Annotated in this window: 17 protein-coding genes; 8 read left to right on the top strand and 9 right to left on the bottom strand. The window is 33.8% G+C overall.

The window, feature by feature from the left end:
- The first annotated feature begins 59 nt into the window (after positions 1–59).
- Complete coding sequence (gene prmC / locus ACFSAH_RS18705) at positions 60–902, top strand: peptide chain release factor N(5)-glutamine methyltransferase (RefSeq protein WP_379664230.1); 843 nt, start codon at positions 60–62, stop codon at positions 900–902.
- On the opposite strand, the gene xerD is transcribed toward prmC, so the two are convergent.
- Positions 887–1,786: a site-specific tyrosine recombinase XerD gene (gene xerD / locus ACFSAH_RS18700; RefSeq protein WP_379664229.1), complete on the bottom strand. Its 900-nt coding sequence runs from the start codon at positions 1,784–1,786 to the stop codon at positions 887–889. The two genes, prmC and xerD, sit on opposite strands and share 16 nt — an antisense overlap.
- Positions 1,787–1,824: 38 nt before the next feature.
- Between xerD and aroQ the strand changes: the two genes are divergently transcribed.
- Positions 1,825–2,238, top strand: a complete 414-nt coding sequence (gene aroQ, locus ACFSAH_RS18695; RefSeq protein WP_379664228.1) for a type II 3-dehydroquinate dehydratase — start codon at positions 1,825–1,827, stop codon at positions 2,236–2,238.
- A 74-nt stretch (positions 2,239–2,312) separates the two neighbouring features.
- Here the strand turns inward: aroQ and ACFSAH_RS18690 are convergent, their stop codons facing one another.
- Genes ACFSAH_RS18690 through ACFSAH_RS18680 form a run of 3 tightly spaced genes read right to left on the bottom strand, consistent with a single transcriptional unit; the run spans position 2,313 to position 5,423 of the window.
- On the bottom strand, positions 2,313–3,506 hold the full coding sequence (locus ACFSAH_RS18690) for an MFS transporter (protein ID WP_379664227.1): 1,194 nt from the start codon (positions 3,504–3,506) through the stop codon (positions 2,313–2,315).
- A gap of 15 nt (positions 3,507–3,521) precedes the next feature.
- Positions 3,522–4,544, bottom strand: coding sequence for a glycosyltransferase family 2 protein (locus ACFSAH_RS18685; protein WP_379664226.1), 1,023 nt, complete (start codon positions 4,542–4,544; stop codon positions 3,522–3,524).
- The gene (locus tag ACFSAH_RS18680) at positions 4,545–5,423 is read right to left on the bottom strand and encodes a lysophospholipid acyltransferase family protein (RefSeq protein ID WP_379664225.1); all 879 of its coding nucleotides are present in this window, start codon (positions 5,421–5,423) and stop codon (positions 4,545–4,547) included. It abuts the gene before it with no gap.
- A 38-nt stretch (positions 5,424–5,461) separates the two neighbouring features.
- Here ACFSAH_RS18680 and ACFSAH_RS18675 point away from each other — a divergent pair, with 38 nt between their 5' ends.
- Both ACFSAH_RS18675 and corA read left to right on the top strand, forming a co-directional pair.
- Complete coding sequence (locus ACFSAH_RS18675) at positions 5,462–6,067, top strand: WbqC family protein (protein WP_379664224.1); 606 nt, start codon at positions 5,462–5,464, stop codon at positions 6,065–6,067.
- Between the two features lie 2 nt (positions 6,068–6,069).
- On the top strand, positions 6,070–7,200 hold the full coding sequence (gene corA / locus ACFSAH_RS18670) for a magnesium/cobalt transporter CorA (protein ID WP_379664223.1): 1,131 nt from the start codon (positions 6,070–6,072) through the stop codon (positions 7,198–7,200).
- Here the strand turns inward: corA and ACFSAH_RS18665 are convergent, their stop codons facing one another.
- The 4 genes from ACFSAH_RS18665 to nagB all read right to left on the bottom strand — a co-directional run bounded on the left by ACFSAH_RS18665 (position 7,201) and on the right by nagB (position 11,710).
- On the bottom strand, positions 7,201–7,725 hold the full coding sequence (locus ACFSAH_RS18665; RefSeq protein WP_379664222.1) for a DUF1648 domain-containing protein: 525 nt from the start codon (positions 7,723–7,725) through the stop codon (positions 7,201–7,203).
- Between the two features lie 2 nt (positions 7,726–7,727).
- The gene (locus ACFSAH_RS18660; protein WP_379664221.1) at positions 7,728–8,309 is read right to left on the bottom strand and encodes a pentapeptide repeat-containing protein; all 582 of its coding nucleotides are present in this window, start codon (positions 8,307–8,309) and stop codon (positions 7,728–7,730) included.
- 152 nt (positions 8,310–8,461) lie between these two features.
- On the bottom strand, positions 8,462–9,733 hold the full coding sequence (locus ACFSAH_RS18655; protein ID WP_379664220.1) for a sugar MFS transporter: 1,272 nt from the start codon (positions 9,731–9,733) through the stop codon (positions 8,462–8,464).
- Positions 9,734–9,772: 39 nt separating this feature from the next.
- Positions 9,773–11,710, bottom strand: coding sequence for a glucosamine-6-phosphate deaminase (nagB, locus tag ACFSAH_RS18650; protein WP_379664219.1), 1,938 nt, complete (start codon positions 11,708–11,710; stop codon positions 9,773–9,775).
- A 229-nt stretch (positions 11,711–11,939) separates the two neighbouring features.
- On the opposite strand from nagB, the gene ACFSAH_RS18645 reads away from it, so the two are divergent.
- Complete coding sequence (locus ACFSAH_RS18645) at positions 11,940–13,079, top strand: acyltransferase family protein (protein ID WP_379664218.1); 1,140 nt, start codon at positions 11,940–11,942, stop codon at positions 13,077–13,079.
- A gap of 176 nt (positions 13,080–13,255) precedes the next feature.
- Here the strand turns inward: ACFSAH_RS18645 and ACFSAH_RS18640 are convergent, their stop codons facing one another.
- The gene (locus ACFSAH_RS18640) at positions 13,256–14,449 is read right to left on the bottom strand and encodes an ROK family protein (protein ID WP_379664217.1); all 1,194 of its coding nucleotides are present in this window, start codon (positions 14,447–14,449) and stop codon (positions 13,256–13,258) included.
- Positions 14,450–14,678: 229 nt separating this feature from the next.
- Between ACFSAH_RS18640 and ACFSAH_RS18635 the strand changes: the two genes are divergently transcribed.
- From ACFSAH_RS18635 to ACFSAH_RS18625, 3 genes are all read left to right on the top strand, one after another.
- Positions 14,679–15,527 carry an N-acetylglucosamine kinase gene (locus tag ACFSAH_RS18635; RefSeq protein ID WP_379664216.1) on the top strand — a complete coding sequence of 283 codons (849 nt, stop codon included), beginning with the start codon at positions 14,679–14,681 and terminating at the stop codon, positions 15,525–15,527.
- Positions 15,528–15,656: 129 nt separating this feature from the next.
- Positions 15,657–16,232: an RNA polymerase sigma factor gene (locus tag ACFSAH_RS18630; RefSeq protein WP_379664215.1), complete on the top strand. Its 576-nt coding sequence runs from the start codon at positions 15,657–15,659 to the stop codon at positions 16,230–16,232.
- A 690-nt stretch (positions 16,233–16,922) separates the two neighbouring features.
- Positions 16,923–17,990, top strand: a complete 1,068-nt coding sequence (locus tag ACFSAH_RS18625; protein ID WP_379664214.1) for a FecR family protein — start codon at positions 16,923–16,925, stop codon at positions 17,988–17,990.
- The last annotated feature ends 20 nt before the right edge of the window (positions 17,991–18,010 follow it).

Raw genomic sequence — 18,010 nt, 5'->3', positions numbered from 1 at the left:
AACTATTTGCCCTTATTGTATTTATTAAAATAATTACTTTAGCGATTTATTAGATTTTGATGATGAAACAATTGTCTGCCATTAAAAACGATTTTTTATCCAGATTACAGTTTTTGTATGACGAAAGTGAAATAACAGCGATCTTGAAATTGCTGATAGATGATCTGAGTACGGCAAATATGTTATCTGTCAGAGAGTTTTCTGATGAGGATGCAGAGATACTTTATAGCCAGTTAATTAAACTGGAAACAGGTATGCCGGTACAGTATGTGTTAGGAAAAGCTCATTTTTATCATTTAGAATTTAAGGTAAATGAGCATGTGCTGATTCCTCGTCCCGAAACTGAAGAATTAGTTTACCATATTGTACAAAAATATTTGGGTAACAGTAAACTAAAGGTGATAGATATTGGGACAGGAAGTGGCTGTATTGCAATTGCACTGAAGAAAAATTTAGATACCGCAGAGGTAACTGCAATGGATATTTCTGAAGAAGCTTTGTTGATAGCGAAGGAAAATGCTGATGATAATGAGGTGGAGATTGAGTTTATAAAGGCAGATGCGTTATCATTAAATAGTACACACTACCCAAAGTTTGATGTGATAGTGAGTAATCCTCCATATATTAAGATGGATGAGAAAGAAAATATGCATCAAAATGTACTGGCTTTTGAACCGCATAGAGCTTTATTTGTGGAAAATGACAGAGCTTTAATTTTTTACGAGAAAATAAGTGATTTTGCTCTTTCTAATCTAAAGGAGAAAGGGGTTTTGTTTTTTGAGATTAACCAAAATCTGTCATCAGAAACTAAGGATATGTTGGAAAATAAAGGTTTTGAAGCTGTTTTGATAAAAGATCTTAATGATAATTTTAGGTTTATTGAGGCTCAACTCCGTGGGTGAAATTGAGTAATAGTTTGCTTGAGGAAATCCCGGTCTAAATGGGTGTATATTTCTGTAGTGGTAATGCTTTCATGTCCCAGCATTTCCTGTATAGCCCTTAAGTCTGCACCGCCCTCTATCAAATGCGTAGCAAAAGAATGTCTGAATGTATGCGGACTGATGTTTTTATGTATACCTACGGAAATAGCTAAATCTTTAATAATCATAAAAATCATTACCCTTGACAGCTTAGCACCGCGTTTGTTTAAAAAAATAAAATCTTCGTGGCCTTTCTGAATATTGATATGGTTACGTATGGTATCTAAATAAATGTTCAGATGTTTTAATGCAGAGGAGCCTACCGGAACCAATCGTTCTTTATTCCCTTTTCCTTTGACTTTTATAAATTCCAGTTCGGGATACAAATCAGATAATTTTAAATCTGTTAATTCACTAACCCTTAATCCAGAACTGTACATTATTTCAAGCATAGCTTTATTTCGTATGTTTTCTGGTTTAGATAAATCAAATCCATCTAAAAGTTTATTTACTTCTTCTATAGATAGTACTTCGGGTAGCTTTCTGCGTATTCTGGGAGTTTCTATTAATTCTGCGGGATCTTTAATGATAATATCTTCTAAAATAAGGTATTTATAAAATGCTTTGATACCACTGATAATCCTGCTTTGTGTGGATGCTACCAATCCAAACTCGTTTATCCATTTCAAAAAATCGCGTATATCTTGTGTGTTAACCAGGGTTAAAGGTTTATTTGGAGATGATATTTCCAAAAATTGTGCTAGTTTGTCTACGTCAGCTAAATAAGCCTGAATAGAATGTTTTGATAGCGAACGTTCTAATTTTAAATAGGCTTCAAATCCTTTTCTTTCCCTTGACCAATTCACACTTTAACTTTTGAAATATTTGTAATAAGTTTGAGGTGATGAATATACAAATAATCAACGGACCAAATTTAAATTTACTTGGCAAACGTGAACCCGGGATTTACGGAAGCGAAGGTTTTGATAGTTTTTTAGAAATATTGAAGACTAAGTATCCATCGGTTAACTTTCATTATTACCAAAGTAATATAGAAGGCGAGTTGATTGATAAGATTCATGAAGTGGGTTTTGATTTCGATGCTATTATATTAAATGCAGGAGCTTATACGCATACTTCTATAGCTATTGCTGATGCAATTGCTGCAGTAACAACTCCTGTTGTTGAGGTACATATTTCCAATGTACATGCAAGGGAAACTTTTAGACATCATAGTATGATTGCCAGCAACTGTAAAGGAGTAATTGCAGGGTTTGGGTTAAAGTCTTATGAACTGGCAGTTCAAGTGTTTTTATAAAACCATGTTTTCTCTATTTCAGTAGGTTATTCTTTCTAGAAAGTTTTCTGATATTATTAGAAAGGCGAGCATATTTAAAAAGTGTGTTCGCCTTTTTTTATTTTATCTATATTTTTAGTGTTTAGCTTATAAAAAATAAGTGCTAATACTAAAATTACAATGGTACCCATGCATGCAAACTTCCATCCACCTAAAGTCCATAAATAAATTCCAAGTGCAGAACCGCCGGCGGTACCAATAAAACTGGCTGTCATAAAAACTGTGTTTAAACGATTTCTGGAGTATGCATCCAATGCGTAAATTCTGGTTTGATTGCTTACATGTACAGATTGGTGCCCTAGTTCAAGAATGATGATGCCCAGTATAAATAGGTATAGGTTGTTCCCGAATAAATAGAAAGTAACCTGACTGATTAATAGAATAATCAGTCCGTAGCCCACTACAGCTCTGGAGTCTGTTTTATCGCTTAGTTTTCCTACAATAGGGGCAAGGAGTGCTCCTGTGGCTCCTACTAAACCAAATAAGCCTATCTGGTCACTTTTGTATTGATAAATATCTGATCCTAAAAATAAAACCATTGTGGTCCAGAAAGTTCCAAAAACACTAAAAACAATAAAATTAAGAAAAGACGCTTCTCTTAGAATGGAATATTTGGCTGTTAACTCTTTCAGTGATTTTAATAAATCAAAGTAACTGCCCCGGTAACTGGCTTCACTTTTAGGCAATTTTAAGTACATGATAAATGTAAGTACAAAACAGATAGCACTCGCTATCCAAAACATGCTGCGCCACCCCAGGTATTCACCAATAAAACCACTTAAAGTTCTGGATAAAAGTATGCCTACCAACAAACCGCTCATTACTATTCCAACTAATTTTCCCCGCTCTTCTGGTTTTGAAAGGTTAGCAACCATTGGTAAGATTAATTGAGGGGTGATAGAACTAAAACCTATACCAAAGCAAGCAATCTGTAGGATTAAAAAGTTTTTGCTTACAGCTGCAATAATAAGGAATATACAAGAGGTAAAAGTAACAATGCTAATTTGTTTCTTACGCTCGTATTTGTCGCCTAGAGGGACTAAAAACAACAAACCAAGGGCGTATCCCAACTGTGTAAGGTAAATGGTTCTGCCGGCAATACTTTCTTCAATTCCAAAATCTTCTCCAATAAGGTGTATTAAAGGCTGGCAGTAATATAAATTAGCCACAATAAGCCCCGTGGCACATGCCATAATAGCAATGTCCGATTTCTTTAAATATTCATGCATGTAGATAATATACTTTTAGATATCCAGATCGTTGAAATGTTTTTTACCCGAAATGAAATAGTCCCAGACTATACTTTTTTTGTACAAACCAGTTTTATTAGGAGTACTGATAACATCTTTATTATACTTGATTTTGCCCGAAAATAATGCAACGCATATGGCTCGGTGAGCTCTGGAAATGGCAGCAGCATTTTTGAATTTCCTTTGAAAAGCAAAACGTAAGAGTGCTAAAAAGTCAAGACAAAATCTTAATGGAATTAAAAATGAAGATCTTGAAGGTTTTATGTTCTTTTTTAGCAGGTAACAATTATTTCTAAAGTTAAGATAGGTTTTGTAAGGACTTTCTATATCTAAGGTACCGCCACCAACATGGTAAACTTCAGATTTACCGCAGTACATTACTTTATATCCCAGGTTTTTAGCCCGCCAACATAGGTCTATTTCTTCCATGTGCGCAAAAAAATCAGCATCAAATCCTCCTAGTCTTTTCCAGGCCGCACTTTTAATAAATAAGGCACAACCACTTGCCCAAAAAATTTCTTTGGTATCGTTATACTGACCTTTGTCTTTTTCTAAGGTATCAAATATACGTCCCCTACAAAATGGATAGCCATATTTATCTATAAATCCGCCGGCTGCACCTGCATATTCGAATTGATCTCTGCAGAAGTAAGACTTTACTTTTGGTTGTGCAATGGCTATGTTTTTATCACTTTCCATCATATTAATGACGGGAGTTATCCAATATGGCGTTACTTCTACATCAGAGTTTAATAAAATGAAATAGTCTGCATCTACCTGTTTCAATATTTCATTGTAACCACCGGCAAAACCCAGGTTTTCTGAGTTTTGAATAATTTTGATACAAGGGAAATTGGTTTTTACAAAAGCAATGGAATCATCTGTAGAAGCGTTATCTCCTACAACTATTTCCAAATTCTCGTACTGGCTATTGTAAACAGATGGCAGAAATGTTTCGAGGTGCTGTTTACCGTTCCAATTTAATATAACTACAGAGACTTTTGGAAGATGATTCATTTATATTTCTCCTGGTTTAATTTTCCATCTTTTATGAGACCACAACCAGTATTCCGGTGTTTGAGTGATTTTTTCTTCTAGTAAGCGAATATAACTATTTGTAATCTCTAAATCTTCGGTAGCTTGTGGATTATCGGTTATTAAACGAAATTCTGCTTGGTAATAACCTCTTTTGGGTACCGATACATCACAATAAACAACCGGATAATTGGTCGATTTAGCTATTTTTTCTATTCCTGTAAAAACAGGTGTAGGTTGATTTAGAAATGGCATCCACACATAAGAACCGCGGGCTGTTGGGCGTTGGTCTCCTGCAAAAACAGTGAAATTTAGCTCGTTTTTGTAGGCAACTATTTTTCTGTAGGTATTAGCCATTTCAACCATTTCAGATCCCGATTTTTCTCTGGTTTTTTTGAAAATGGCATCAAATGTTTTGTTTTGTAACGATTTATAGATTATTAATGGTTTTGCTGTGGTAATCATACCTGTAACAATAGCACACCATTCCCAATTGCCATAATGGCCTACAGCTACCAAAAAGTTTTGGTTTTTTTGCTCAAATTCTCTGAATAATTCAAGGTTTATAAATTTAAATCGTTTATAGATGTATTTGGGTGATGCTGATAACATTTTAATTGTTTCAAATACCAAATCGGTTAGGTATTGATAAAATTTCTTTTCAACAGCTCTAAGTTCTTCTTCAGATTTATCCGGAAAAGAATTTTTAATATTTAAAAACACTACATGTCTGCGGTATTTAAATACATGGAAAACTAAAAAATAGGCGGCATCCGAAAAGAGATACAATACGCTTAACGGTAATAAAGAAATAAGGTATAAAAAAAATGCTGCAGCATTAGAAAGCCACTTATTTATCATTATTTTCGCTTGTTTAATGCAAACATAAAAAAATAGAAATGGAAAATGATGTAATATTTCCTTTGTTTTACTTACCGCCGACAGAGTTTTTTAAACAATTGGTTGATAATAAGGGAGAAAGGGTGTGGATAGAAAAAAATGAACATTTCCCAAAACAGACTTTTAGAAACAGAACCAGCATTTACGGGCCAAATGGGAAGCTTAATTTGATTATACCTGTGGTAAAAGGAGCAAAGGCACATACAAAGGTGAAGGATGTAAAGATAAGTTATGAGGAAGATTGGCAAAGATTGCATTGGCTAAGTATGCAAACTTCTTACCGTAGCTCGGCATATTTTGAGTTTTACGAGGACGATTATGCTCCTTTTTATGAAAAGCGCCATACCTTCCTATTCGACTTTAATCAGGAGCTTTTAGAAATACTTTTTAAGCAACTAAAGCTTAAGGTAAACATCAAGTATACAGAATCGTATAAAACGGATTACAGTTTAGATTTCAGAGAAAATATTCATCCCAAAAAGGAAAACGGTTACATAGCCAAGCCATATTATCAGGTTTTTGAAGATAAATACGGATTTCTTCCTAACTTAAGCATCATAGATTTGTTATTTAATCAAGGTCCGCAAGCATTAAAGCATTTATAGATATGAAGAAAGCAAATGTTCCCACCTATAAAAATTTACGTAAGCGTAAAAAAAGGATACCAGGAGAAAGTCCGGGAACATTTGTAGTATTGGATAATGCATTACCCTCAAAACTGCGTATCTATGCCTATGACGAGGAAAATATTGCTGAACTAGAAACTAGTTCCATAGAAAAAGCACTTGCCTTTGTTAATTCTCATCCTGAAAAATTTTATTGGTTAGATATACAGGGGCTAGGTAGTCAGGAGGTATTAAATAGCGTTCAGCAAAAATTCAATATCAATGCTTTGGTGATGGAAGATATTGTTAATAACCACCAGAGACCGAAATATGAGGAGTTTAGTAATTGTATTTTTGTGGTTTCCAGAGTCTTGGAACTGGACGAAAATATAAACCTGAAGAATGAGCAGCTTTCGTTAATAGTCAATCACAACTTTCTGATTACTTTTCAGGAAGATTATGAAGACATTTTAAACCCTATAAGACAAAGACTTGTTCATAAAAAATTGGGTAATATAAGAACTTTAGGACCTTCTTACCTTTTATATGCCATTATGGATGTGGCAACAGACCATAATTTTAACCTTATTAACAGGTTGGGGGACGAGTTGGAAATAATAGAAGGTATTTTATATGATAAGCCACAGAAGTCTATTATGTATCGGATACAGGGTGTTAAAAAGATAATGCTGACTATGCGTAGAATAGCATGGCCCGAACGGGATAAATTAAACGATTTGTATAAAAGCAGTTCGATATTTATCCATCCGGATGTAAAAGTGTTTTTAAGGGATGTTGCAGACCATAATGTTCAGATTATTGATTTACTGGAAACTTATAGGGAGACTTCTACGACAATGATGGATATCTATTTGTCTATGATAAATAACAGAATGAATGAGGTTATGAAAATCCTGACTGTTATTTCAGCTATTTTTATCCCACTTACTTTTATTGCCGGAGTGTATGGGATGAATTTTGCGGTTGAGGATCCCGTCTCTGGTAAGATTATGAAAAATAATATGCCCGAATTATATTGGGAAAATGGTTATTTTTTTGTTTGGGTATTGATGATTGTGATTACTGTTTTACAAATCATTTATTTTATTAAAAAAGGTTGGTTTAGAGATTAATTAGTTGTTTGCAGACAGGATTTTCTTAGATTTCATCACAAATATACCTACTACAAAAGCTAAAATTAACAATACAACGGGAAGAAACCATCTACCGATACTGTCAGTTTGATGCCCACTTTCTGTGGTCAGTAAGGTCGTTTTATAAGCTATAACAGCGAAAAGAGTCAATAATATGAGTTTAACATAACTAAGCATACGAACAGCTATAGTGTATTGTGTTTTTGCATTTTCCTTAGTTATTTTTACGGGGTAGTTGAATTTGTGAGGAAAATGGTTTAATATAGAAATCCCAACATACAATAGGGTACCTAAGACAGGAATTAAAAATACAGCATTTTTTGAACTGTATAAATCTGCTTTCCCTTGATAATTATAATGAACAGGTACGTTATCAGGAATGGTCTTTAAATTGACTAAGATGATGATCCACATAAATAATACTAATAGCAGACATAATAGTCCAATAACTTTGTCTTTACCATTTCTAGCTATTATTATTTTAGGCTGGTCTATCTTTTTCATCCTTATTGTACAATTTTTATTTGATACTTATGAAGTAACCCAGGCAAGCCATGTAATGAAAACTTAGCTTGTTTAATACTATTTTTATCCGGGTCGATAGCATAATTGATAGATGAGCTTAAATCCGCTTTTTCTAAGATGGTATTATCAAATACAGCCGAATCTAAATCACAATTTAAGAATAGGGAAGAAGTAAGATCTGATTGAACAAAATCTACACCTTTTAACTGGCAATTTTTAAATTCTGTCTTTTTTAGTTTCAACTGAAAAAAAGAGGAGTCATTTAAAATACAATGTTCAAAACCAACTTCCAGTGCAAATAGGTTACATTCATCAAAACGTACTCCCAATATTTTACAGTTAGTAAATTTTATATTTCTGAAAGCGGTATCTCTTGTTTTGCAAAGACTAAGGTTACAATCTTTAAAATGACAATCTAAAAATGTAGCATTTGAAATGTTTACAGATGAAAAATCGCAAGCTAAAAATGTACAGTTTTCAAATTGACATTCATTAATAAATAGCCTGGTGTCAAAATTATTATTGTCTATTGTTTTGTCTTCTATGTATTGTTTTGCAGCCATTCTAATTAAAAAATAAATATAGACAAAATTAGTAGATTATGGCTTATTTGCAGCTATGCATAAAAAATAGAGCCCTTAAAATTTTAAGGGCTCTATTTCTTTTTCGTAGATAGATAAGATATCTATATATCTACCAATACTGTGCCAAAATATTATTTCTTTAATCCAATTTTATGTCCCGGACCTGCATAGTATAAAATAAACAGGTAGCAAGGTAAACATATCCAGTAGGCCATGTGCGGACTTGTATGATGTGCGATTTGGCCGTAAAGCAAAGGTATAACCGCACCACCCGCAATACCCATAACCAATAGACCTGAAGCAGCACTTGTAAATTTACCTACTCCTTTTAGAGCAAGAGGCCATATTGCCGGCCATATTAATGAGTTTGCCAAGCCTAAAAGTGCTACGAAATACAAAGATGTCATTCCATTAGTAAACACGATACCAAAAGTGAAAAGGATTCCCAATATGGCACATAGCTTTAATGCATTGTGTTGTTGTATATAATTAGGAATAGAAATAATGCCAATAATGTATCCTACAACCATGGCAACCATGGTTAAGCCGGTGAAAAACTTAGCATCATCAAGGGCAATACCTTGAGAAACGCCGTAAGCAATAATGGTATCTCCTGCAATAACCTCAACACCTACATATAAAAATAAGGTAACAAAGCCTAAAATTACATGAGGAAAATTCCATACACTTTTTTTGTCTTCAGACACATTGTGATGATCAGCAGTTTCTTCTTCATCTCCCTGTACTTCGGGAAGGTTAGCTCTGGAGATCCATACAGACAATAAGAGTAAAACTACAACAATTCCAATATATGGGTTAACAACCTGTAATGCAATTTTATCCAGTGCCGCAGAATATTCATCTGGCGACATAGAGCTCATTTGTTGCTTTATTTTATCTGCTTCGCTCAGGTTTAAAAACATGCCCAGAATAATAGGGGCGGCAGCACCTGCGAATTTGTTACAGATACCCATAATACTAATACGACGCGCAGCAGTTTCTACAGGGCCAATAATAGTAATGTACGGATTAGATGCAGTTTGTAGAATTGCCAAACCACCACCCATCACAAATAAACCTAAAAGGAAAAGTACATAGGTTCTGGTTAATGCAGCAGGAATAAACAATAAAGCACCAATAGCCATTATGCCCAAAGAAATGGACATCCCTTTTTTAAAGCCATATTTGTTTAAAACCCAGGTAGAAACCGGAGCCATAACCAAATAAGCAATATAAAAGGCAAAAGTTACAAAATAGGATTGTACTTCTGTAAGCTCACATGCAATTCTTAAATAAGGAATTAGTAATGAGTTTAACCAGGTTGCAAAACCAAAGATAAAAAAGAGAGCCCCAATGATAATCATTGGCCCTACAGTTGATTGATTTGAAGTTTTATTCTCCATAAATTGGTTATGTTTAAGTTTAGATTCTTTTATTCTAATTTAGAAATCCCATCTTATAAAAGCTTCGATAGCTTCGTAGTTTGCCAACCCTAAAGCATCATAGGCTCTTGCCGTTTCACTAGTTCTTTCTTCTGCTCTTACCCAGAATTCCCTTGCATCGTCCCCCGGGAATACAGGAAGATCTTTTTGCGATTGATGTTTAAAGATAGCCAAACGTTTTCTGGTTACCTCTTGTGGAGATAGAGGAACAGCCATTTCTATTTCATGAATCTCAAACTCATGCCATGCACCTCTGTACAACCATAACCAACAATCTTTAATCCACTCATCACCTTCAGCTTTAATTCTTTTCAAAGCCTGATAAATAATATCAAAACAAACTTTGTGGGTACCATGCGGATCAGCAAAATCACCGGCAGCAAAAACCTGATGCGGCTTTACTTTACGCAATAATTCCATGGTTTCTTTGATATCATCCTCGAAAGATACGTTTTTTGAGAATTTAGTCCTATCGTAGAATGGTAAATTTTGGAAATGGATATTCTCATCAGGTAAGCCTGCGAAACGCGCTCCTGCAATAGCTTCTCCTTTACGAATAAGGCCTTTAATAGTTCTTACTTCTTCAATATCTACCTGATTAGGTTTTTTTGTACTGAAGATATTTCTAGCATCGTGGTATAAATTTTCAAATTTAGATGCATCTAAACCTAAAGCTTTGGCATAATCAGAAGCAAATTCCATAAACCTCAACACCTCTTCGTCCCATACTGCAGTATTACCAGAAGTTTGGTAGGCAACATGTACGTTATGTCCCTGATCTGCTAAACGAATAAAAGTACCTCCCATAGAGATAACATCATCATCTGGGTGAGGAGAGAAGACAATCACGTTTTTCTTTGCCGGATTAGCTCTTTCTGGTCTTTGAGAATCATCAGCATTGGGTTTACCACCCGGCCACCCGGTAATAGTGTGTTGTATTTTATTGAAAATATCAATATTGATATTGTAAACCGGACCTTTTTCGGTAGCCAGTTGCGCCATACCATTATTGTTGTAATCTTCTTCTGTAAGTTTTAAGATAGGTTTTTTTACCTCTTTAGCTAACCATACTACCGCTTTTTTAATCATTTGCGGAGTCCAGTCGCAATCTTGAACTAACCAAGGTGTATCAAAACGAGTTAATAATGAAGCAGCTTCTTTGTCCAATACAAACTCAACATTGTTTGATAATTGAAGATATGTTGCTGGAACATCTGAAGAAATTTCACCTTCTACAGCTTTCTTAACAATACTTGCTTTTTTCTCGTTCCAAGCCATCAATACAATTTCTTTGGCTTTAAAAATAGAGCCAACACCCATTGTAATAGCTTTGGTAGGTACATTTTCTTTACCTCCAAAATCTTTAGATGCATCTCTTCTGGTAAGGTCGTTTAAAGTAACCATACGTGTACCAGAGTTAGGTGCAGATCCGGGTTCGTTAAAACCGATGTGGCCCGTTCTACCAATACCTAAAATCTGAAAATCCAAACCACCCAAAGAGTTTATTTTAGCCTCGTATTCCATACAATACTTAGCAACATCTTCCTCTTTCAAAGTTCCGTCAGGGATATTGATGTTTTTAGGATCTATATCGATATGGTTGAACAGTTTCTCGTTCATGAAAGTCACGTAGCTTTGTTCAGCATCAGGCTTCATTGGATAGTACTCATCCAGGTTGAAGGTCACCACATCTTTAAAAGAAAGCCCCTCTTCTTTGTGTAAGCGGATTAATTCTTTGTAAACATTTACAGGAGTAGCACCTGTAGCAAGACCCAACACCGTTGTTTCTCCACTTTTTTGTTTGTTTCTGATGATTTCAGCGATACGAGCTGCAACGGCTTTAGAAGCTATAAACTGATCGTCGTAAACGCTCACCGCAACTTTTTCAAATCTTGTTTCTTCAAGAAGATTTAACCGAGTGGTTTTAAAGGATACCATATTTTTACCTAACAAGTTATTTATATTTTATCTTAAACAAATATAAGAGAAATTATCTATGTGTCCGAACACAGTGCAATAATATTTCTAACATTTTGTCAATCTATTATTGTAGATTTATGCTTTCGGATACAATTTATAACCAAACTTACTAAAAAATTAAACATAACAAATAATCTTATTAAAAAAATTATTAAGTTTAAGTCTTGAAAACTTATAAACTCTAAATATGACAGCAAATACTACCTTAACCTCAAAAACACGGTATCTTTCTTTGGATGTACTCCGGGGACTTACCGTAGCCTTAATGATTGTAGTCAATACTCCAGGTAGTTGGAGTTATGTTTACCCACCATTAAAGCATGCTGCATGGCATGGATTTACAGTTACAGATCTCGTTTTTCCTACCTTTTTATTTGTTGTAGGAAATGCTATGAGCTTTGGGATGACTAAGCTTAAACAAGGAAGCCAACAGGAGTTTTTGAAAAAAGTTTTTAGTCGTACCCTTAAAATATTCCTCATAGGTTTATTCCTTAATATTTTTCCGTTTGTGAAATGGGAAAATGATGTGCTGGTATTTAAAAATATCATGGATATTAGAATTTGGGGTGTATTACAACGTATAGCCGTTTGTTATATGATGGCTAGTTTACTGGTATTTTATTTTAAACCTAAAACAGTTTTAGGTATAAGCGGAGTAATATTATTAGGTTATTGGGGTATTATGCATGCTTTTGGTACAGGTGCAGATCCGTATTCTTTAGAGGGGAATGCTTCTGGTAAATTAGATGCGTTGATTCTGAATGCCAGAAATCTATACAAAGGATTTGGTATTCCATTTGACCCCGAAGGACTATTAAGTACTTTTCCGGCAACTATAAATGTAATATTAGGCTATTTTACCGGAGTTTTTATCCAGAAGAACGGAAACAATGTTAAAACTGTTCAAAAGCTAGTAGGTATTGGTGCTGGTTTGTTGATTTTAGGTTTGGTTTTGGATACCGTTTTCCCAATTAATAAACCCATTTGGACAAGCTCTTTTGTATTGTATACTGTTGGGTGGGATTTTATACTGATAGCAGTATTGATGTTGTTAATAGAAGTATGGCAATTGAAAAAGTGGACTTACTTCTTTGAAGTATTTGGTAAAAACCCATTATTTATTTACGCATTGTCTGGCATGTTGGTAAGGCTTTTTCATCTGATTTATATCAATGGAGAAAATATCCATTCAGGTGTTTTTAATGGCTTTTTTATGAAAATGTTTGAGCCAATGAATGCTTCATTGTTTTACGCTATTTCTTATATGCTAATATTATGGTTGGTAGGAGTAGTGTTAGATAAGAAAAAGATCTATATAAAAGTATAATCAGCTATTGTGTTCGTATAACAAAAAGGGGGTGTGTCAAAAGAACCTTGTCATCCTGAACGCAGTTGAGGGCTCTCTTTCAGAAGTACTTAGAAAAGAGATTTTTCTTCACTGTGCTTATCGAAATGACAACGTTTTTATTTTTGATACAGTCCCTTTTCTATATAGTGTTGTATTTATTTTTTAGAAGCTGCATTATAGCTTTCCATTACCAATATAGCTGCGCCAATAAGTTCAGAATCAAAACCTAATTCCGAAATCAGGATATCTGTATCTGCCGACAGCCTTGAAATACAATTTTGATTCATAGCTTGTTGGATAGATGGAATTAGTAATTTCCCCACTTTTACCGCTTTACCGCTTATCACAATCGCTTTTGGATTTAAAATATGAATAAGTATAGATATACCTTTACCGACTTTAAAGGCAGCCTCTGAAAGTAGTTCGATGGCAAATTTATCACCTTTTAATGCCGCGGACATAATCTCTTCACTGAAAGTCATTTTTGAAATTTCGGGATTATAAACGAGACTACTTTTTTTGCCTTGTTGTAGGCCACTAATGGCGTTATCTGCAATAGCTAATAAAGAAGCTTCGGCCTCCAGGCAACCTTGTTTGCCACAAGTACACAAAGGACCTTCTTCTGAAACGGATAAATGGCTAAACTCACCTGCAAAACCATTGTTGCCTCTGTAAATTTGACCATTTATGATTAGCCCGAGTCCAATTCCCCAGCTGAAATTAATAACCAGTATATCTTTTATAGGTTTTGCCAAACCAAATTTAAGTTCGGACAGAGCAATTACACTAGAGTCGTTATCTATAAATACAGGTAATCCCGTTTTTTTACTTATATATTTTGGAATGTTTTGCTCTTTTTCACTAAGATAGGTATAGTTTACACCGGTTACTGTATTTACGAAACCCGGCATACCTATTCCAATGCCTATGATTTTTTGCTTATCAATACCCGAATTATCTATATATTCCTGTATAAGATTAGCCAAAGTAGCTAATGAAGTTGGATTGTCTTTCAGTTTTAACGACGAAACAGCTATAGGATGTACATATTCGTTTTCAAGGTTAACAATAGCTATTCTTGTATTAAGTTGGTCTACCGCAACTGTAAGTATATATAGTTTGTTTTTTACAAGGCTGTAAACTAACGGACGACGACCTCCACTGGAAGGAGCATATCCACTTTCTTCAACATAACCTTGTTCTATAAGGTAATTGATGGATTTTGTAACTAAAGGAATACTCTTATTTATAAGTGTACTGAGTTCAACACAAGACAACTTTTGGTTGTAGTAGAGTTGTTGGATGATATCGAAATAAAGCCTAGCATTTTTTTTTGACGTATTGAACATGCTCAGTTTTGCTGTTTGATTAAATTAATGGACAAAAATAGCAATGATATTGTATTTATTACGGAAAGAATATTAAAAAACAGCCTATTATATAAAAGTTGTAAAAACAATAACTAAAATAATCTTTTTAATTTTTTTTTAAAGTTTACAATTCTTTTTTTAAATTTGAGATAGTAATGATATATTTGACTTGTTATTACTACTGTTTAACTGATCCTAAATTTAAAAGATGATATTAATTGCTGATAGCGGATCCACTAAGACTAGCTGGAGTTTAGTAAATAGAGAAAAAGAAGTTTTTAACTTTAATACAGAAGGTTATAATCCGTATTATGTAGGTGTTGATTATATTACTAATTCGATAGCTGGTAATCTTCCTCAAGAAGTAAACGCATCAGAAGTATCAGAAATTTATTTTTATGGTGCAGGGTGTAGTGCAGACAAAAGCCCAATTGTTGCCGAAGCATTAAAAAACGTTTTTAAAGAAGCTCGTATTATACAGGTAGAGTCTGATTTATTAGCTGCAGCCCGTTCTGTTCTAGGGAAAAACAAAGGTTTTGTAGCCATTTTAGGAACAGGTACTAATAGCTGCATTTATGATGGTGAAAAAATAACCCATCAGGTAGATTCATTGGGTTTTATATTAGGAGATGAAGGAAGTGGGGCATATTTAGGGAAAAGTATCTTAATAGCTTATAACAGAGGTTACTTACCAGAAGATTTAAGACAGAAGTTTATAAATATTTATCAGCTTACTCCAGATGAGATCATCAATAAAATTTACACACAACCACTACCTAACAGATTCAGCGCAACTTTTAGTCAGTTTGTAGGTGAAAATATAGATCATCCTTTTGTGCAAGAAGTAGTCAGAAAGTCATTTAGAGACTTCTTTACAAATATTATATCTTATTATCCGGATTTCAGTCAGTATTCATTGAATTGTATAGGATCCGTAGCACATAATTATCTTCCATATTTAAAGGAAGTTGCACAAGAATTTAATATGCCGGTAGGCAATATTGTAAGAAATCCACTAAGTGGTTTGGTTGAGTATCACGATTATCAGTACAGTTAGTACTGGTAATCTGGTACTTTTTTCTTGTTATTGATTTTTTTACGTTTACATTTTTGTGTACAGGGATTTTTTTGTAACTTAAAGCTATACTACTGAAAAGATGATCTAACTATTAAAAACTTAAGCGATATGCACTCAAAAGAGCCAATAAAAAATTGGAATTTATTGTTGGAGGGTGATAAGCAGGGATTGTATGAATGTTTCGATTTTTTTTATGACGATTTATACCGGTTTGGTTTTTCGTTATATAGAGACCACGATCTTATAAGAGATAGTATACAGAATCTTTTTATTGAACTTTGGGAAATGCGGGATAAACTGCAAAATGTTAAAAACATTAAGCAATACGTATTTACTATTTATAAACGTATTATCTATAAAACCAATAAAAATCTGGATAATCAAAGTATTGGATTTGAAGATATACTCGAAGAAATCAATAATAACTTTCTTATAGAACAATCTTATGAAACTATATTGATTGAAAGTCAGGTTGATGAGATGAAGAGAAAACAGCTAAAAGATGCTTTGGATACTTTAAGTCCGAGACAGCTGCAAATTATTCAACTCAAATTTTTTGATAGAAAAACTTACGAAGAAATTGTAGCTATCACTAACTTAACCGAAAGAACTATTTATAATACCCTGCATAATGCCTTGAAAGTTCTCAGGGAAAACCCATTCTTTGTGTTCAAAAAACAGTAAGAATCTGTTTGAAAATGAATAGTTTAAAATTCAGTGACTTAGAGACGACTTTGTGTTTTTCAATAATAGCTTTATAAATTATGCCGTTATATCGACCACAGCAGAGATGTCTAAAAGCTATATCTTTAGACTTATTCTACTTCACTACGTTTTGCTGCTATTAATGTTTTAATTTCTTTTTAGTAGATGAATCCGTCGTCTGCCCATACCGTTCTAGTGCATAAGCAAGAGGTGGAGAGTTTCCTGTAGTATTCGTGAAATATTTTAATCCATATAATCTGTGGTTTAGACCAAAGACGAAATACTTGTCGTTTGTTCGAAGCATTTCTAAAGGAGCTTTAAAGCGTCTCTAAACGAAGGATGCGTTAGAGTAATACACTTGCCTATTGTAAATAACCTGAGTTCTACTATTATTCGTCATATTTTCCAGCTATTTAGGTCGGAGATATCTCAAAACTAAGAGATGCCGCATTGAGGGATAATACATAGTAATATAAATCAATATAGATTCAAAATATCGACCAGACATTAATAAATAAAGTAGAACCTAAGAAAAATATAATGTTTTTTCCTTATTTCTGAGATAACAAGAAGCTTTTTGTGAAGTTTTTTAAAATAATTTGTTTTTCATTGGTAAAAAAAGAAGTTATTTTACACTAATAGGTAAATAACCAGTTTTCTATTTAAAGAATGGATTTTTTGAAGTATACAGTTGAAGATTTATTAGCAGATGAGACATTTCTGAATTACTTAAATAAAAGTAATCCGGAAGATGTTTATAAATGGGAAAGTATACTGGTAGATTATCCACTTTTAAAAGAAAGAGTTTCAGAAGCTGCATTTTTACATAGTATGCTCGTTGCTCAGGGTAAACCAGATAAAGAAAGAGACCTGCAAAAATTAATGCAGGTTATAGAGCATAAAGAAATGGTAGAGTCTGAGATACATGAAGATACTACCCTTAGCGATTATAAATTCTTTAAAAGGAGACTTGTGCTAATGGTTGCTGTACTGACGGCGATTCTGGTAGCTATATTATGGTGGGATGGTAATAACATGCCCAGAGAAGTTGCGGCTTATTCAAGTTCTTATGATAGTTACATGTTAATGGCAGAAACTAAATTAGGAGAGAGAAAAGAAGTTAACCTTCCTGATGGAAGTACAGTAGTCTTAAACGGGTCAAGTGTTTTGAATATCCATAGAGACTTTAATAAACAACAACGCATTGTGAAAATCATAGGAGAAGGCTTTTTTGAAGTTGCAAAAAATAAAGCAAAACCCTTTATGGTTGTAGCAGGCAATACGGTAACAACAGCTTTAGGTACCTCTTTTAAAGTGAATTCTTCTAAGAAAGACGAAATATCCGTTATGTTGGCTACTGGAAAAGTAAGTGTAAAAGAAATTAAAGAATCGAAAATTAATCAGGAAGAGATACTGGAACCGGGAGAACAGGTGAAGGTATACAGCTATAGAAATTTAAACAAAAGCCAATTTGATATAAACGAAATTACCAACTGGAAAACAAGAAACATAAAATTTTCATCGGCCAATTTAAATGAAATAAAAGACAAACTGTTAGAAGTATATGGAATTTCAATTGTAGCGTTAAACGAACCTAGGAAGAGTTTAGCTTTTACAGGAGAAATGCATGACATGGATGTAAATGAAGTTTTAGATATTATAGGTACCATAAATCGCTTCACTTATGAGACAAAGAATGATAAAGTATACATAACATTTAAAAACAAGACCAATTAATTAAATTTTAAACTGAACAA

Origin of the sequence: Pseudopedobacter beijingensis, from assembly GCF_042678145.1 — a bacterium.
GTDB lineage: Bacteria > Bacteroidota > Bacteroidia > Sphingobacteriales > Sphingobacteriaceae > Pseudopedobacter > Pseudopedobacter beijingensis.
Note: the sequence above shows the minus strand (reverse complement) of the source record. Positions and strands in the feature narration are given on the sequence as shown.

Bases quoted from the DNA above. Each gene is read 5' to 3' on its own strand.
- ACFSAH_RS18690 (WP_379664227.1), bottom strand. From the start codon at position 3,506: ATGCATGAATATTTAAAGAAATCGGACATTGCTATTATGGCATGTGCC.
- ACFSAH_RS18680 (WP_379664225.1), bottom strand. From the start codon at position 5,423: ATGATAAATAAGTGGCTTTCTAATGCTGCAGCATTTTTTTTATACCTT.
- aroQ (WP_379664228.1), top strand. From the start codon at position 1,825: ATGAATATACAAATAATCAACGGACCAAATTTAAATTTACTTGGCAAA.
- corA (WP_379664223.1), top strand. From the start codon at position 6,070: ATGAAGAAAGCAAATGTTCCCACCTATAAAAATTTACGTAAGCGTAAA.
- ACFSAH_RS18665 (WP_379664222.1), bottom strand. From the start codon at position 7,725: ATGAAAAAGATAGACCAGCCTAAAATAATAATAGCTAGAAATGGTAAA.
- ACFSAH_RS18660 (WP_379664221.1), bottom strand. From the start codon at position 8,309: ATGGCTGCAAAACAATACATAGAAGACAAAACAATAGACAATAATAAT.
- ACFSAH_RS18640 (WP_379664217.1), bottom strand. From the start codon at position 14,449: ATGTTCAATACGTCAAAAAAAAATGCTAGGCTTTATTTCGATATCATC.
- ACFSAH_RS18635 (WP_379664216.1), top strand. From the start codon at position 14,679: ATGATATTAATTGCTGATAGCGGATCCACTAAGACTAGCTGGAGTTTA.
- nagB (WP_379664219.1), bottom strand. From the start codon at position 11,710: ATGGTATCCTTTAAAACCACTCGGTTAAATCTTCTTGAAGAAACAAGA.
- ACFSAH_RS18625 (WP_379664214.1), top strand. From the start codon at position 16,923: ATGGATTTTTTGAAGTATACAGTTGAAGATTTATTAGCAGATGAGACA.
- ACFSAH_RS18685 (WP_379664226.1), bottom strand. From the start codon at position 4,544: ATGAATCATCTTCCAAAAGTCTCTGTAGTTATATTAAATTGGAACGGT.
- ACFSAH_RS18675 (WP_379664224.1), top strand. From the start codon at position 5,462: ATGGAAAATGATGTAATATTTCCTTTGTTTTACTTACCGCCGACAGAG.
- ACFSAH_RS18645 (WP_379664218.1), top strand. From the start codon at position 11,940: ATGACAGCAAATACTACCTTAACCTCAAAAACACGGTATCTTTCTTTG.
- ACFSAH_RS18655 (WP_379664220.1), bottom strand. From the start codon at position 9,733: ATGGAGAATAAAACTTCAAATCAATCAACTGTAGGGCCAATGATTATC.
- ACFSAH_RS18630 (WP_379664215.1), top strand. From the start codon at position 15,657: ATGCACTCAAAAGAGCCAATAAAAAATTGGAATTTATTGTTGGAGGGT.
- prmC (WP_379664230.1), top strand. From the start codon at position 60: ATGATGAAACAATTGTCTGCCATTAAAAACGATTTTTTATCCAGATTA.